Annotated in this window: 15 protein-coding genes; 13 read left to right on the forward strand and 2 right to left on the reverse strand. The window is 72.3% G+C overall.

What is annotated here, in order from left to right:
* The first annotated feature begins 38 nt into the window (after positions 1 to 38).
* Together FHR37_RS07710 and FHR37_RS07715 are read left to right on the forward strand one after the other, a co-directional pair.
* A complete protein-coding gene (locus FHR37_RS07710) occupies positions 39 to 656 on the forward strand; it encodes a hypothetical protein (protein WP_092884868.1) in 618 nt (205 codons plus the stop codon).
* A 133-nt stretch (positions 657 to 789) separates the two neighbouring features.
* Entirely contained in the window at positions 790 to 2,754 is a 1,965-nt protein-coding gene (locus tag FHR37_RS07715; RefSeq protein ID WP_139239044.1) for a DUF3352 domain-containing protein, read from the forward strand.
* Positions 2,755 to 2,902: 148 nt separating this feature from the next.
* Here FHR37_RS07715 and ybaK read toward each other — a convergent pair whose 3' ends face one another.
* Entirely contained in the window at positions 2,903 to 3,439 is a 537-nt protein-coding gene (gene ybaK / locus FHR37_RS07720; protein WP_330831728.1) for a Cys-tRNA(Pro) deacylase, read from the reverse strand.
* 35 nt (positions 3,440 to 3,474) lie between these two features.
* Entirely contained in the window at positions 3,475 to 4,329 is an 855-nt protein-coding gene (locus FHR37_RS07725) for an LLM class F420-dependent oxidoreductase (protein ID WP_092884864.1), read from the reverse strand.
* A gap of 143 nt (positions 4,330 to 4,472) precedes the next feature.
* Between FHR37_RS07725 and hisD the strand changes: the two genes are divergently transcribed.
* From hisD to FHR37_RS07780, 11 genes are all read left to right on the forward strand, one after another.
* Positions 4,473 to 5,828 (forward strand): histidinol dehydrogenase, encoded by a 1,356-nt coding sequence (gene hisD, locus FHR37_RS07730; protein WP_092884862.1) that lies wholly within the window; start codon positions 4,473 to 4,475, stop codon positions 5,826 to 5,828.
* A 58-nt stretch (positions 5,829 to 5,886) separates the two neighbouring features.
* On the forward strand, positions 5,887 to 6,699 hold the full coding sequence (locus tag FHR37_RS07735) for an inositol monophosphatase family protein (protein ID WP_175542607.1): 813 nt from the start codon (positions 5,887 to 5,889) through the stop codon (positions 6,697 to 6,699).
* A complete protein-coding gene (locus FHR37_RS07740; RefSeq protein WP_092884858.1) occupies positions 6,700 to 7,779 on the forward strand; it encodes a histidinol-phosphate transaminase in 1,080 nt (359 codons plus the stop codon).
* Entirely contained in the window at positions 7,776 to 8,384 is a 609-nt protein-coding gene (gene hisB, locus FHR37_RS07745) for an imidazoleglycerol-phosphate dehydratase HisB (RefSeq protein WP_092884856.1), read from the forward strand. Before FHR37_RS07740 ends, hisB begins: the two co-directional genes overlap by 4 nt.
* Complete coding sequence (locus FHR37_RS07750; protein WP_175542606.1) at positions 8,384 to 8,533, forward strand: hypothetical protein; 150 nt, start codon at positions 8,384 to 8,386, stop codon at positions 8,531 to 8,533. Before hisB ends, FHR37_RS07750 begins: the two co-directional genes overlap by 1 nt.
* The gene (gene hisH / locus FHR37_RS07755; protein ID WP_092884854.1) at positions 8,530 to 9,174 is read left to right on the forward strand and encodes an imidazole glycerol phosphate synthase subunit HisH; all 645 of its coding nucleotides are present in this window, start codon (positions 8,530 to 8,532) and stop codon (positions 9,172 to 9,174) included. Before FHR37_RS07750 ends, hisH begins: the two co-directional genes overlap by 4 nt.
* Before the next feature lie 73 nt (positions 9,175 to 9,247).
* Positions 9,248 to 9,967, forward strand: a complete 720-nt coding sequence (gene priA, locus FHR37_RS07760; protein ID WP_092884852.1) for a bifunctional 1-(5-phosphoribosyl)-5-((5-phosphoribosylamino)methylideneamino)imidazole-4-carboxamide isomerase/phosphoribosylanthranilate isomerase PriA — start codon at positions 9,248 to 9,250, stop codon at positions 9,965 to 9,967.
* Positions 9,968 to 10,135: 168 nt separating this feature from the next.
* Positions 10,136 to 12,415 (forward strand): HAD-IB family hydrolase, encoded by a 2,280-nt coding sequence (locus tag FHR37_RS07765; RefSeq protein ID WP_092884850.1) that lies wholly within the window; start codon positions 10,136 to 10,138, stop codon positions 12,413 to 12,415.
* Complete coding sequence (locus tag FHR37_RS07770; protein ID WP_092884849.1) at positions 12,412 to 13,596, forward strand: zinc-dependent alcohol dehydrogenase; 1,185 nt, start codon at positions 12,412 to 12,414, stop codon at positions 13,594 to 13,596. The genes FHR37_RS07765 and FHR37_RS07770 overlap by 4 nt, the downstream gene beginning before the upstream one ends.
* The gene (locus FHR37_RS07775; protein ID WP_092884847.1) at positions 13,593 to 15,173 is read left to right on the forward strand and encodes a lactate racemase domain-containing protein; all 1,581 of its coding nucleotides are present in this window, start codon (positions 13,593 to 13,595) and stop codon (positions 15,171 to 15,173) included. Before FHR37_RS07770 ends, FHR37_RS07775 begins: the two co-directional genes overlap by 4 nt.
* Positions 15,174 to 15,180: 7 nt before the next feature.
* Positions 15,181 to 16,113: a lysophospholipid acyltransferase family protein gene (locus tag FHR37_RS07780; protein ID WP_092884845.1), complete on the forward strand. Its 933-nt coding sequence runs from the start codon at positions 15,181 to 15,183 to the stop codon at positions 16,111 to 16,113.
* Positions 16,114 to 16,180 lie beyond the last annotated feature (67 nt).

The raw sequence follows: 16,180 nt of genomic DNA on the forward strand, positions 1-16,180 counted from the left end.
GCCAGGCCCCCGGGGAAGCGTGCGTAGGATCTGGGGCGGTGAACACCACGTACCCGGCTGACGCCTCCGCTCCCGGCCCTCGGACGCCGCCCGACAGGGCGCCCGGCGCCGGGCGCGCGTTCTGGGTGGTCGCCGTCGTGCTGGTCGCGGCGGGTGCGATCGCCGGGCTGGTGTGGGCGTGGACCGCCCCGTCGCCCCACGTGGCGATGACCATGACCGAGCTCGGGCCCTTCCCGAACGACGAGGAGCAGGCTGCCCGGCTGGTCTCGATGGACGGTTGGTACGCCGCGCTCGGCGCCGGCACCGCGCTGGTCCTCGGGACGGTGCTGGCCACGTTGTTCCTGCGGCACGGCCTGGTCACGGTGGCCGGGCTCCTGGCGGGCAGCGTGCTGGCCGCGTTCGCCGCGGTCGTCGTCGGCAGCCTGGTGGCCAACGGCTCGTTGGTCTGGACCTGGAGTCCGCACGCCGCCCCGGGCACCGCGCTGTCGGCGCCGCTCACGTTGCACGCGTACGGCGTGCTGGTGAGCTGGCCACTGGCCGCGCTGGCCCCCGTCATTCCGCTGGTCTGGTCGGGCTCCGGCCGGGACGGCGACTTCTCTCGGGTTATCCACAGCGGCCGCGACCGGAGCCGGACCCCCGACGCTCCGATGCGCTAGTTTGGCGTCCGAATCGGCCACGTTCGTCCGGCCGAGTTCCTCGTCTTCACAGATCGTCTTCACAGAGCAAGCCAAGGTTGCGCGGCCTTGAGTTCCGTGACCTCGGTTTCGTCACCTCCGGGGGTGCCCACACATGTCCGACGACCGCACGCCACCACCTCGCGATCCCGACCGTCCGGGCCCGCCCGGCGCGGGCGGGCCATCGCCTCAGTGGCGGCCCGCCGACCGGCCGCCGGCGCCGCAGCAGGGGCAGGGACAGCCGGGGCAGCAGCCGCCGCGCGGCCCGCAGCCGGGTCAGCAGGGTCAGTACGGCCGGCCGGATCAGCAGGGCCAGCAGCCGCCGCGCGGTCCGCAGCCGGGTCAGCCCGGCCAGCCCGGCCAGCCCGGCCCCTCGGGCCAGTACGGCCGGCCTGATCAGTACGACCAGCAGGCGCAGCAGTCTTCATACGGCCGGCAGGTGCCGGGTGCGCCCCAGCCCGGTCAGGGCGGACCGGGCCCCTATGCCCAGCAGGCCGGTGCCGCCGGTGGGTACGCCGGTGGTGGCCAGGGCGGCGGCCAGGGTGGTGGCGGTGACGCTCCGTGGACTCCGGGTCAACCCGGCGGACCCGAGGTGATCGATGGTGACCGCCGTGGTGGCGGTGGCCGGCGGTGGCTGATCGCCGCGCTGGCGGCGGTCCTCGTTCTCGCCGTCGGCGGCGGCGCGTGGGCGTTCTCTCGGATCGGCGGCGGCGGTACGCAGCCGGAGGAGGTGCTGCCGGCCAACGCGGTCGCCTTCTTCCGGATAGACCTCGACCCGTCGGTGCAGCAGAAGGCCGCGATCTTCAACGTCGTGCGGAAGTTCCCCGACGCGCGCAAGCGGATCGGCGAGGGCGACGACCTCCGCAAGGCGCTGTTCGACGCGATCAAGAAGGACGACCCGAAGCTGCGGGACGCCGACTACGCGAAGGACGTCGAGCCCTGGCTCGGTGACCGGGCCGGCGTGGCGGTGCTGCCAGGCGCTGACGGCAAGGACACCGAGACGGTCGCCGCGGTCCAGATCAAGGACGAGGACAAGGCCCGAGTCGGAATCAAGAAGCTCGGCGGAGCGGACGACAAGAGCGGCTACGCGTTCGTCGACGACTACATGCTGGTGGCCGACTCCCAGTCGCGCGCCGACGCGCTGGCCTCCTCGGTGAAGGACAGCCCGCTGTCGTCCAACGAGACGTTCAAGGGTGACGTCGGCGAGGTCGACGAGGGCGTCATGTCCTTCTGGGCCGACGTGCCCAAGCTGAGCCGGCTGACCGGCGCGCGGGCCGCGCAGCTGCCCACGATGTCGACGCAGGGCCGGCTGGTCGGTGGCCTGAGCTTCACCAGCGACTCGGTCCAGTTGGTCGCCAAGACGCGCGGAGCGAAGCTGCCCTCGCTGCAGGGCACCGGCATCAAGCTGGGTGAGCTGCCCTCGTCCACCGTCGCGGCGCTGTCGGTGTCCGGGGCGGGTCCCGCGCTGGAGAAGGGCTGGCCCGACCTCCGCAAGACGCTGGAGGCCAGCGGCCAGGCCGCGCAACTGGACTCCTTCGTGCAGGCGGCACAGAGCCAGTTCGGGATCCGGATTCCGGCCGACCTGAACACCCTGCTGGGCAAGGAGTTCACCCTCGCCATGGACGAGCGCGGGATGGAACGCCTGACCGGGCAGGGGTCGGCGGGCCAGGACGGCTCCCCGCAGCTTCCGCTGGTCGGCTTCCGGTCCACCACCGACGTCGCCAAGGCGCGGCAGCTGCTGCCGAAGATCGACCAGCTGCTCGGTGCGTCCGGCGCCGGCGTCCAGTTGGGCAAGGCCACCGGTTCGGACCAGGTAGCCCTCGCGACCAGCCAGGCCTACGCCGACGAGCTGGTCAAGGGCGGCGACCTGGGCGGCAACGACACCTTCACCAAGGCCGTGGAGGGCGCTGACAAGGCGCAGTTCGGCGCGTTCGTCGACCTGGACAAGCTGGAGAAGCTCTACCTCCCCAGCATGCCTGCGAGCGACCGGGCCAACCTCGAGGTGCTGAAGGCGGTCGGCATGTCCGGCACCACCGACGCCGACGGCGGCACCTTCACCCTCCGGGTGCTGGTCGACTGAGTTCTGCACGTACGGAGATTCCGTACGAAGGGACCCGTAAGCCACAGGCGGGTTCGGCGGTCCCCGCAACACCCTGGAGTTCAGGGAGTTGCGGGGACCGTGCTCTTTTCAGGGGCAGCGGGCGAGGTCTTCCCGTCCGGCGCTCAGGTCAGGTGGCGATCGGTGCGGTGGCGATCGGTGCGGAGGTGGCCGCGCACTGCTCCACCAGGTCGGCGGGCGCGAGCTCGACCTGCAGGCCGCGCCGGCCGGCGGACACGTACACCGTCGGGTGGTTCTTCGCACTGGCGTCGACCACCGTGCGCAGGCGGCGGCGCTGGCCGAGCGGGCTGATCCCGCCGACCACGTACCCGGTGGCCTTCTCCGCGACCGCCGGCTCGGCCAGCTGGGCGCGTTTGCCCCCGAGTGCCGCGGCGAACGCCTTGAGGTCCAGCGACGCGCTCACCGGCACCACCGCCACGGCGAGTTCGTCGTCGACCTGGGCGAGCAGTGTCTTGAACAGGCGTTCCGGCGGGACGCCGAGCGCCTGGGCCGCGGCCTGCCCGTAGTGCGGGCGTTCCTTCCCGGTCCGGCCACCCTCGGGTTCGTGGCCGTGCTCGTGGTCGTACGCATGGACGGTGTGCGCCACGCCCGCTCGCTGCAGCGCCACCACCGCGGGCGTGCCCTGGGAGGTCTTCTTCTTCGCCACGGCTCCCACCATTTCAGACGGTTGTCAGACGGTTTTCAGACGGCAGCCGAAGCCACCTCCGGCAGCAGCTTCGCCAGCCGGTCCAGGCGCCTGAGTACCTGCGCGGACTCCTCGGCGGGCAGGAAGAGCAGCACCCGGTGCACCCCCAGGTCCGCGAACTCCGCCAGCTCGGCCGGGTCCTCCCCGAACGTGGTCGCGGTGACCGTCGGTTCGGGACGGCCCGCGTCGCCGGCCAGCTCGCGCAAAGATCGCATTCGCGGGGCGAGGTCGCCCGGGCTGAGCCCGAACGGCGCGAGCCAGCCGTCGGCGTGGTCGACCACGCGGGCCAGGGTGGTCGGTCCTCCACCGCCGAGCAGGATCGGCGGGTGAGGCCGCTGCACCGGCTTCGGCCAGGAGAAGATCGGGTCGAAGTCGACGAACTCGCCGTGGAACTCCGCCTGCTCCCGGGTCCAGATCTCCCGGATGGCGAGCAGTCGTTCGCGCAGCAGGCGGACCCGGGTGCGCGGGTCGGTGCCGTGGTTGCGCATCTCCTCGCGGTTCCAGCCCGCGCCGGCGCCGAACTCGATCCGGCCGCCGGACAGATGGTCGAGCGTGGCGACCTGCTTGGCCAGCACGATCGGGTCGTGCTGCGCGGCCAGGCTCACCGCGGTACCCAGCCGCAGGGTGGTGGTGACGGCCGCGGCGGCGGCCAGGGTGGAGACGGGGTCCAGAACGCGGTAGTACTCGCGGGGGAGTTCCCCGCCGCCCTCGTACGGCGTCTCCCGCGAGGCAGGGATGTGGGTGTGTTCGGGTACGAAGAGAGACTCGAACCCGCGTTCCTCGACCGCGCGCGCGAGGCCGGTGGGGTCGATCGTCTCGTCCGTCATGGAGCTGAATGTCCCGATCTGCATGACCCGACGCTAAAACCCGACATCAATGTCAGAGTCAAGGCCGAAACGACGGCCGGCTGTCCCGGGTCGCGGTCGGCGCCAGGCGGCCGGGGCCGATCACCCTTCGCCCCGGGTCACTCGGCGCACGCCCTAGACTCGGTGGGGTGATCCGTCGCATCGACCTGCGCGGCCTCGCCGTCTCCGGCGCCGGCCTCGACTACAGCGCTCTCGTCCCGCGTGCTCCGTTCGACGTGGAGGCGGCCGTGGAGGCCGTCCGCCCGACGCTCGCCGACGTACGCCATCGTGGGGTCGAGGCGCTGCGCGACTACGCCGCGCGGTGGGACGACGTGCAGCTCACCGACATCCGGGTGCCGAAGGCCGCCCTGGAGCAGGCCCTGCGCGAGCTCGACCCCGACGTACGCGCGGCGTTCGAGGAGTCCATCCGCCGGCTCCGCACGGTCAGTGAGGCCGAGCTGGAGCGGGACTCCGAGGTCCGGGTCGTCCCCGGCGGCACCGTGACCCAGCGCCTGGTCCCGTTCCGGCGGGTCGGTGTCTACATCCCCGGCGGGGTGGCTCCGCTGGCGTCCAGCGTGGTGATGAACGTCGTGCCCGCGCAGGTCGCCGGTGTGCAGTCGGTGGCCCTGGCGTCCTCGCCGCAGAAGGAGTTCGGCGGCCTGCCGCACCCGACGGTGCTGGCCGTGGCCGAGCTGCTCGGTGTGGACGAGGTCTACGCCGCCGGTGGCGTGGCCGCGGTCGCGATGTTCGCGTACGGCGTGCCGGCCGGGGTCGGAGCCGGCGACAGCCGGCTGCTGTGCCGTCCGGTCGACTTCATCGCCGGCCCGGGCCGGATCACGACCACGGCCGCCAAGCGCCTGGTCAAGGGAACCGTCGGCATCGACTCCGAGGCCGGGCCGACCGAGATCGCGATCCTGGCCGACGACTCCGCCGATCCCGCCTACGTCGCCGCCGACCTGATCAGCCAGGCCGAGCACGACACCGTGGCAGCCAGCGTTCTGGTCACCCCGAGCGAGGACCTGGCCGCGGCGGTGGAGGGCGAGCTCGCCCACCAGGTGCCGGCCGCCAAACACGTTCAGCGCATCACCGAGGCGCTGGACGGGGAGCAGTCCGGCATCGTGCTGGTCGACGACCTGGAGCAGGGGCTCGCGGTCGTCGACGCCTACGCCGCCGAGCACCTGGAGATCCACACCGAGAACGCCCGGGAGTGGGCCGGGCGGGTACGCAACGCGGGCGCGATCTTCGTCGGGCCCTGGTCGCCGGTGTCCCTGGGGGACTACTGCGCCGGGTCCAACCACGTGCTCCCCACCGGCGGCTGCGCCTGTCACTCCTCCGGGCTGTCGGTACGCAGCTACCTCAAGGCCGTGCACGTCGTCGACTACGACCAGGCCGCGCTGCGCGAGGTGGCCGGCCACGTCACCGCCCTGGCCGAGGCGGAGGATCTTCCCGCACACGGGCAGGCCGTCCGGGCGCGGTTCGGATCCGCGTCCGACGGGTATGCCTGATGGCCCGCCGCCCCACCGGCGCGCACGCTGCGGCCCCTCTCGACGAATCGAGCCAGTCATGACCAGACCGGTACACCCCGGGCGGCCGGAGGATCCGGCATCCCTGGACCAGGATCTGCGCGATCTCGCTCTGGCCGCCGCCCACGCGGGGTCGCACGCGATCCTGCGTGAGCTGCGCGGCGGCGAGCTGCGGATCGACACCAAGGCGCACGCCGCCGATTTCGTGACCACGGCCGACAAGGCGGCCGAGGGCGCGATCCTGCGACTGGTCAGTGCCGCCCGTCCGCGCGACGCGGTGCTGGCCGAGGAGTCCGGCGTGCACGACGGCGACAGCGGCGTGCGCTGGCTGGTCGACCCGCTGGACGGGACGATGAACTTCGTCCACCGCCGCCGCGACTACGCCGTGTCCGTGGGCGTCGAACGCGACGGCCGGATCGTGGCCGGCGCGGTCGTCCGGCCCGCCGACGGCGACTGGGCGGCGGCCGGCGGCGCGGAGGTGTTCGGCCGGGACGGCACGCCCCGGGTGTCTTCGGCGGTCGACCTGTCCGACTCCATCGTCGGGATCGGGCTGCCGGGGGTGCTGGACCACCGCACCCGGGTGCACACGTTCCTCGGCGAGCTGATGCACCAGGCGCGCGACTACCGCCGTACCGGCTCCTCGGCCTGCGAGCTGTTGTCGGTGGCGCTCGGAGCGCAGGAGGGCTACCTCGGCTTCGGCGTCAACATCTGGGACGTCGCGGCCGGGATCGCGCTGGTCGACGCCGCGGGCGGATCCAGCGAGTTCGTCACCACCTCGAGCGGGCTGGAGGTCCTGGTCGCCGGCACGCCGGAGGTCACCAAGACCCTGGTCGGCATGGTGAAGGTGATCTGAGTGGGGCAGACCCTCGCCGACCTGCCGCTGCGTGACGACCTGCGCGAGGAGGAGCCCTACGGCGCCCCCCAGCTCGACGTGCCGGTGATCCTCAACGTCAACGAGAACCCCTACCCGCCGGACGAGGACGTCGTGGCCGACATCGCCTCGTCGGTCGCGGCGGCCGCGCGTACTCTCAACCGCTACCCCGACCGGGAGGCGCTGGGTCTGCGCACCGACCTCGCGGCCTACCTCGGGCACGACCTGACGCCGGCGCAGGTGTGGGCGGCGAACGGCTCCAACGAGGTGATGCTGCAGATCCTGCAGGCCTTCGGCGGGCCCGGCCGCACGGCGCTGTCGTTCGCGCCGACGTACTCCATGTATCCCGAGTACGCCCGCGACACCTGCACCACCTGGGTGACCGGGCGCCGGGCCGACGACTTCACCGTCGACCCCGAGCACGCGCTCGCGCAGATCGAGCAGCACCGGCCCGCGGTGATCCTGCTTGCCTCGCCGAACAACCCGACCGGCACCGCGCTGCCCCTGGACCTGGTCGAGCTCATCTGCGCGGCCGCGCCGGGCATGGTGGTGGTCGACGAGGCGTACGGCGAGTTCCGGCGGGACGGCACACCGAGCGCGCTCAGCCTGCTGCCGAAGCACCCGCGGCTGATCGTGACCCGCACCATGTCGAAGGCGTTCGCGTTCGCCGGTGGCCGGCTCGGCTACCTCGCCGCCGACCCGGCGGTCGTGGACGCGCTGCGGATCGTGCGGCTGCCGTACCACCTGTCGGCGGTGACCCAGGCGGTGGCGCGGGCAGCGCTGCGGCACTCAGGTTCGCTGCTCGCCCGCGTGCAGGAGCTGCGGGCCCGGCGGGACGAGACCGTCGAATGGCTGCGCGGGCAGGGATACCGCGTCGCCGACTCCGACGCCAACTTCGTGCTGTTCGGCACGTTTGCGGACCGGCACGCGGTCTGGCAGGGCCTGCTGGACCGCGGCGTACTCATCCGGGAGACCGGGCCGGACGGCTGGCTGCGGGTGTCGATCGGGACCGAGCCGGAGATGGCGGCCTTCCGGGCCGCCCTGCAGGAGGTGACGGCGTGACCGAACCTGCGCGCAGCGCGCGGATCGAACGCGAGACCAAGGAGAGCAAGGTCGTCGTCGAGCTCGACCTCGACGGACGCGGCCGGGTCGACGTGTCGACCGGGGTGCCGTTCTACGACCACATGCTCGACCAGCTCGGCCGGCACGGCCTGTTCGACCTCACCGTACGAGCGCAAGGTGACGTTGACATCGACGTGCACCACACCGTCGAGGACACCGCGATCGTGCTGGGGCAGGCGTTCCGGCAGGCGCTCGGCGACAAGCGCGGCATCCGCAGGTTCGCCGACGCGACGGTGCCGCTGGACGAGTCGCTGGTGCACGTCGTGGTCGACGTGGCCGGACGGCCGTACTGCGTGCACACCGGTGAGCCGGAAGGTCAGGCGTACGCCATGATCGGCGGCCACTTCACCGGCTCGCTGACCCGGCACGTCCTGGAGACGCTGGCCTTCCACGCCGCGATCTGCCTGCACGTGCGGGTGCTCGCCGGCCGCGACCCGCACCACATCGTCGAGGCGCAGTTCAAGGCGCTGGCCCGGGCGCTGCGTGACGCGGTGGCGCTGGACCCACGCGAGACCGGCGTGCCGAGTACGAAGGGCGCGCTGTAGTGCAGTACGTCTACTTCGCGTTGGCCGGCCTGCTGGTCGGCGGCATGATCGCGAGCCGGCAGCAGAAGCGGAAGATCTGGCTGACGGTGGTCCTCGGCGTGCTCGCCGGGGTGTTCCTGTGGGCGGGGCTGCGGGAGTCCACACCGTGAGCGCTGCCAGGCCCTCGGTCGTGGTGCTCGACTACGGCTCGGGCAACCTGCGCTCCGCGCAGCGGGCACTGGACCGCGCCGGCGCGGCGGTGGAGGTGACCGACGACTTCGCCGCCGCGGCCGAGGCGGACGGTCTGGTGGTCCCCGGCGTGGGGGCGTACGAAGCCTGCATGAAGGGCCTGCGCGCCGTGCGGGGCGACCAGGTGATCGGCCGCCGGCTGGCCGGCGGGCGCCCGGTGCTCGGCATCTGCGTCGGCATGCAGATCCTGTTCGAGCGAGGCGTCGAGCACGGCGTGCAGACCGAGGGGTGCGGCGAGTGGCCGGGCACCGTCGAACGCCTGAAGGCGCCGATCGTGCCTCACATGGGCTGGAACGTCGTGGAGCCTCCGGAGGACTCCGTGCTGTTCGCCGGGATCGCCGGTGAGCGGTTCTACTTCGTGCACTCCTACGCGGTGCGCGAGTGGGAGCTGCACGCCACCGGAAACTTCCGGCAGCCGACCGTGACGTGGACGCCGTACGACGGCGACAGGTTCGTGTCCGCGGTGGAGAACGGCCCGCTCGCGGCGACGCAGTTCCACCCGGAGAAGTCCGGTGACGCCGGCGCCGCGCTGCTCGCCAACTGGATCGGCACCCTGCGCTGAGTGCGGGCGCCGCGCTTTCGGGCGCTGACCTCGCCCGAAGCACCTCACCGGCCCGCCGGTAGCCTCGGCGACCATGAGCCTCGCGTTGCTTCCCGCGGTCGATGTCGTCGACGGCCAGGCCGTCCAGCTGGTGCAGGGCCGAGCCGGTACGGGCGGCCAGTACGGCAGCCCGCTGGAGGCGGCCATGGCCTGGCAGCACGCCGGCGGGCAGTGGGTGCACCTGGTCGACCTGGACGCGGCGTTCGGCCGCGGCGACAACCGGGCGGTGCTCGCCGACATCATCGGCCGCCTCGACGTACGCGTGGAGCTGTCCGGCGGGCTGCGCGACGACGACGCGCTCACCTGGGCGATGGGCACCGGCTGTGCCCGGGTCAACCTCGGCACCGCCGCGCTGGAGAACCCGCAGTGGTGTGCCCGCGCGATCGCGGAGTACGGCGACCGGGTGGCGGTCGGGCTGGACGTACGCGGCCGCACGCTCGCCGCGCGCGGCTGGACCAGGGAGGGCGGTGACCTGTTCGAGACCCTCGCCAGGCTTGATGCCGAGGGGTGCGCGCGATATGTCGTCACCGACGTCAACAAGGACGGCATGCTGCAGGGGCCGAACGTCGACCTGCTGCGCGACGTGTGCGCCGCGACGGACCGGCCGGTGGTCGCCTCCGGAGGAGTGTCCAGCCTGGACGACCTGCGCGCGATCGCGGCCCTCACCCCGCTGGGGGTGGAGGGCGCGATCGTCGGCACCGCGTTGTACGCGGGTGCGTTCACGCTGGAGGAGGCACTCGCCGCCGTCAGCTGACCCGTACGGCGTAAGTGATCCGGTCCGTCGCGTCCATGCCGGGCCGGCCGGTCCTGGCAGTTCCGGACGGGCCGGCCCGGTGCCCGCGGGGGTGCGGATAGGGTGTTGCGAAACCAGCCCGGGTGACCCCGCTGGACCTGTCATCACCATGTCGACGGAGGGGAAGAGTTGAGGCTCAGGGAGCGACTCGACGGGAAGCGGATGCTTCTCACCGGCGTCACCGGCTTCGTCGGCGAGGCACTGCTGCACCGCATCCTCCGTGACCTTCCGGGCACGCACGTGGTGGCGCTGGTCCGGCCCAAGGGTTCGCTGACCGGCCGGGCGCGGATGGAGCAACTGGTCAACAAGCCGATTTTCGAACAGGCCCGGTCCCGGTACGACGGTGACACCGCGGCCCTGCTCGACGACCGGGTGAGTGTGATCGAAGGCGACCTGTCCGACGTTCCGGAGTTGCCCGGCGATCTCGACGTGGTGATCCACTGCGCCGGCGACGTGTCGTTCGACCCGCCGATCCACCAGGCGTTCCAGACCAACGTGCTCGGCACCGAGATGCTGCTGCGCCGCATCCTGGAGAGCGGCAGCCAGGCGCACTACCTGCACGTGTCCACGGCGTACGTCTCCGGCCGCCGCCGCGGCGCGATTCCCGAGGGGCCGGTCGACCACACCGCCGACTGGCGCACCGAGGCCCGCTGGGGCCAGGCCATGCGGGACCGGATCGAGGAGACCTCGCGGGCGCCCGGCGTCCTTTCCAAGCTGCGCCGGGAGGCCGAGCGGGAGCACCGCCGGGCCGGGCCGATCACCTCCGCCCAGGACACCGAGCGGCGCCGCAAGGAGTGGGTGGACACCAAGCTGGTCGAGGCCGGCGGGGAGCGGGCGAGGTCGCTCGGCTGGACCGACGTCTACACGTTCACCAAGGCCCTCGGCGAACGCGTCGTGGAGGAGATCGGCGCACCGCTGCCGGTCACGATCCTGCGGCCGAGCATCATCGAGAGCGCACTCGAGACCCCCCACCCGGGCTGGATCGAGGGCTTCAAGATGGCCGAGCCGCTGATCCTGGCCTACGGCCGGGGTGAGCTGCCGGAGTTCCCCGCGAGCCCGGACTCCCAGTGCGACATCGTTCCGGTCGACCACGTGGTCAACGCCACCCTGGCCGCCGCGGCGGAGCGCCCGGAGCCCGGCAGTCCGGCGTACTTCCAGGTGACGTCGGGGCTGCGCAACCCGCTCACGTTCGCAATGGTGTTCGAGCTCGTCCACGAGTACTTCGACGCGCACCCGTTCGACATGAGCGAGCGCGGCGCGGTGCGGCTGCCGACGTGGCGGTTCCCGGGCGGCGAGCAGGTCGAGCGCACCCTCGCTCTCGGCGAACGCGCGCACAAGGCGGCCGACTACCTCGTCTCCCACGCGCCGCGCGGCGAACGCGTCCGGAAGATCGCCCGCGACCTCGACCAGCAGCGGCGCCGGCTGGACTTCCTGCGCCGCTACCACGACCTGTACCGCCCCTACCTCGAGACCGAGCTGGTCTTCACCGACGACCACACCGTCGCGCTCTACAACGGTCTCGACCTGGAGGACCAGCAGGAGTTCTCCTTCGACATCACCTGCTTCGACTGGCACCACTACTTCGTCGAGGTGCACTGCCCGGCCGTGACCGAGGCGATGCGCAAGTACGACGTGATCCGCCGCCGGCGCGGCCGCTCCACCCCGGCGGTGGCGTCGCAGCTGCCCGCGGGGAACAACATCGTGGCGGCGTTCGACATGGACGGAACGCTGTTGTCGTCCAACGTCGTGGAGACCTACCTCTGGCTGCGGATGCCGGAGCTGGACCAGCAGGGCAGGGCCCGCGAGCTCGGCGCGCTGGTCCGGCGGCTGCCCGGGTTCCTGAACGCCGAACGCAAGGACCGCGGCCGGTTCCTGCGCTCGGTCTACCGCCGCTACGCCGGCGCCGACCTCGCCGAACTGGAGCACATCGTCGACGAGACGCTGTCCCAGCACGTGCTCGAACGCGTGTCCGCCGCGGCCCTGCGCCGGGTGCGCGCCCACCAGGCGGCCGGGCACCGCACCGTGCTCATCACCGGTGCGATCCGTCCGCTGACCCGTCCGCTGGAGCCGTTGTTCGACGAGATCGTGGCGGCCGACCTGGCCGTCGACGACCGCGGACGGTGCACCGGGTTCCTGTCCGGCCCGCCGCTGGTGGGCGAGGCCCGGGCGGCCTGGCTGACGCGGTACGCCGCCCAGCGTGACCTCGACCTGACCAAGTCGTACGCCTACGCCGACAGCCACTCCGACCTGCCGATGCTGCGGGTGGTCGGCCGCCCGGTCGCGGTCAGCCCCGACGTCCACCTGTGGCGGGAGGCCCGCAAGGGCCGCTGGCCGGTGGAGGAGTGGAAGACCTCGAGCTCGGTGTCCCGACTGGCCCTGCCCGGCGCTCACTCCGGGAGCAGCTCATGATGCTGGCGTTGGAGATGTACCGCTCGCTGCCCCGCTACATCGCCGCCCGGGCGGTGGGCGGCCGGGTTCCGGGCATCCTCACCGGTCCGGCCGCACCCGTGCGGCTGGTCAACCGGGCGGAGCCGCGCACCTCGGCCCCCGGCTGGGCGCGGGTCAAGCCGATCCTGTCCGGCATCTGTGGCTCCGACCTCGGCGCGCTGTTCGGGCAGACCAGCATGTACTTCTCCGCCCTGGTGTCGATGCCGTTCGTTCCCGGCCACGAGGTGGTCGGCGAGCTGGTGGACGACTGCGAGGACCTTCCGGCCGGCACGCGGGTCGTGCTCGACCCGGTGCTGTCCTGCGCGGCCCGCGGGGTCGAGCGCTGCCAGTCCTGTGCGAGCGGGCAGACCAACCGCTGCGACCGGATCACGGTCGGGCACGTCTCGCCCGGCCTGCAGACCGGCTACTGCGCCGACACCGGCGGCGGCTGGGGCGGCCAGTTGATGGCACACCGCAGCCAGCTGCATGCCGTGCCCGACGGGCTGTCCGACGAGCGCGCCGTCCTCGTAGAGCCGCTGGCCTGCGCGGTGCACACCGCGATGCGGGCCCAGGTGCCCGACGGCGGATCGGTGCTGGTGTCCGGTGCCGGCGCGGTCGGGCTGTTCGCGACGCTGGCGCTGCGCGAGCTGACCCCGGCGGGCCGGATCAGCGTGGTCGCCAAGCACCCCCGCCAGCGCGAGCTGGCCAGGGCGTTCGGTGCGACCGACGTCCTCGCTCCCGACGAGGTGCCGGCGCGCGTGCGCCGGGCGACCCAGGCGTTCCGGCTGACCCCCGAGCGCAGCGGTGAGTTCCTGCTCGGCGGTGTGGACGTCGGGATCGACGCCGTGGGCAGCAAGGACTCCCTCGGTACGACGCTTCGAGTCACCCGCGCCGGCGGCCGGGTGGTGCTGTCGGGCATGCCCGCGGCCGGAGCGGACCTGTCGCCGGTGTGGTTCCGGGAGCTGGAGGTCGTGGGCGCGTACGCCACCCAGGGCCGCGAAGCCTTCGCCCGGGCCCTCGACCTGGCCGCGAGCGCGCCGCTGGACGGCGTGGTCGGCGGCCGTTACCCCCTCTACCGTTGGCGGGAGGCGCTCGACCACGCCCACTCGGCCGGGCGGCTGGGGACCGTCAAGGTGGCGTTCGACCTAAGGAGCAGCAGGTGAGCCGACCAGGATTCGTACTCGAGGTCGACGACCGGACGCCACCCCTCGTCGTGCACGACGGCGAGGGCTTCCGGCTGGAGAAGTTCCCGCTCGGCACCCGGGTGGTCTACTCCCCGGAGTCGCAGCCGGGGCTTCGCGACGTGGACGCCGCGATCAGGCACGCGCTGGAGCAGCCGGAGAACTCCGAGCCGCTGCGGGCGCTGCTGCGGCCGGGCATGAGGCTCACCATCGCCTTCGACGACGTGTCGCTGCCGCTGCCTCCGATGAAGCGGCCGGACATCCGGCAGCGGGTCGTCGAGCAGGTGCTCACGATGGCCGCCGAGGCCGGCGTGGACGACGTGGAGATCATCGCGGCGCTGGCCCTGCACCGGCGGATGAAGCCGAGCGAGCTCCAGCACGCGCTCGGCGAACGCGTCTACCGCTCGTTCGCCCCGGACGGACTGCTCTACAACCACGACGCCGAGGACCCCGACAACCTCGAGTTCATCGGCACCACCGACCAGGGCGAAGAGGTCGAGATCAACAAGCGGGCGGCGCAGTCCGACCTGCTGGTGTACGTCAACATCAACATCGTGCCGATGGACGGCGGGCACAAGTCGGTGCCGATCGGCCTGGCGTCCTACCGCTCGCTGCGCCACCACCACAACAGCAAGACCATGGTCCACTCGCGGTCCTTCATGGACCACAAGAAGTCGGCCATGCACCACTCCGCCTGGCGGATGGGCCGGCTGTTGAAGGACCACCTGAAGATCTTCACGATCGAGACCACGCTCAACAACGACGTCTTCCCCGCGCCGTACGACTTCCTCAACAAGCGCGAGTGGGAGTGGAACGTCCGCGACCAGGCCACCATGCTGGCCGCCAAGCGCGGGTTGGCGGTGGCCCCGTCGAAGCTCCGGCGCAAGATCTTCCAGGGGATCCAGGCGCCCTACGGCATCACCGGGGTGCATGCCGGTGAGACCGAGGCCGTGCACGAGAAGACGCTGGCCAAGGTCTACAGCCAGCAGGCGGTCGAGGTGCAGGGCCAGTCCGACGTCCTCATCATGGGCGTGCCCTACCTCTGCCCGTACAACGTCGACGCGGTGATGAACCCCATCCTCGCCACCTGCATGGGCCTGGGGTACTTCTTCAACTCCTACCGCAACAAGCCGGTGGTCCGGCCCGGCGGCGCGGTGATCCTCTACCACCCGGTGCCGTACGAGTTCAGCCAGCTGCACCACCCGAGCTACGTCGACTTCTTCGAGGAGGTGCTGGCGGAGTCGACCGACCCGGCGACGATCGAGCAGCGCTTCGAGAAGCAGTACGCCACCGACCCGTGGTACATCCACCTCTACCGCACGTCGTACGCCTACCACGGCGTGCACCCGTTCTACATGTGGTACTGGGCGGCGCACGCGATGGACCACGTGGGCGACGTCGTGTGGGTCGGTGCGGACCGCCGCGCGGTGGAGCGGATGGGCTTCCGGTCCGCCTCCACCCTCGCCGACGCGCTGGAGATGGTGAGCGGCACGGTCGGGCGTTCGCCGTCGATCACCTACACGCACAACCCGCCGCACCTGATCTCGGATGTGCGGTGAGCCTGGCATGAGCAGCAAGAATCCCGTGCGCTTCGTCCGGGAGACCGCGCAGGACGTACGGACGGTGGCGCGCGGCTGGCGCTGGGGACGGCGGCCGCTGGTGCCGTTGTCGGCCCAGCCGTTCCAGCCGCCGAAGCAGCCCTCGGTGTTCCCGACGGCCTGGGCCCGCACCCCCACCGCCAACGCCGTGCGCGACGTGGTGCAGCGCTTCGGGCTGCACCCGTTGCTGAGCTCCACCATCACCCCGCATTCGGCCGGGCTGGACGTCCTGACCACGCTGAAGCCGCCGGTGCTGTTCGTGGCCAACCACACCTCGCACCTGGACACCCCGCTGATCCTGTGTTCGCTGCCGGACGAGTGGCGCCGCCGCACCGCGGTGGCGGCCGCGGCCGACTACTTCTTCGACACCTGGTGGCGGGCGAGCGGTTCGGCGATGGTGTTCAACACCTTCCCGATCGAACGCCGCGGCGGCACCCTGTCGACCACCCCGGGCGACGTGCTCGATCAGGGCTGGAACGTCGTGGTGTTCCCCGAGGGAACGCGCTCGGTGGACGGCTGGGCCACCCGGTTCCGGCTGGGCGCGGCCTGGCTGGCCGTCGAGCACGGCGTACCCGTCGTCCCGATCGGGATCCGCGGCTCCTACGCCGCGATGCCGCGCGGGCGTGGCTGGCCCCGTCCGGGCAGGCTGCCGGTGCGGATCCGGTTCGGTGCGCCGGTGTGGCCGGCCGAGGGCGAGGCGCCGCGCACGTTCGCGCCCCGCATCCAGCAGGCCGTGTCGCGGCTGCTCGACGAGGACGCGACCAGCTGGTGGGATGCCACCCGGCGGGCCGCACGGGGCGAGACCCCCGACCCGGCCGGGCCGCAGGTCGCCTCGTGGCGCCGGATCTGGGCACAGACCGCACCGCCCGCCGAGGGCCGCAAGCGCGGTGCGTGGCGTTAGGGTTCGCAGCACGCCCCAGGGGGTGCGTGGCGCTAGCCTCTGTGCTGCGGACCGAGGAACCACCGGC

Origin of the sequence: Actinopolymorpha cephalotaxi, from assembly GCF_013408535.1 — a bacterium.
Lineage (GTDB): Bacteria > Actinomycetota > Actinomycetes > Propionibacteriales > Actinopolymorphaceae > Actinopolymorpha > Actinopolymorpha cephalotaxi.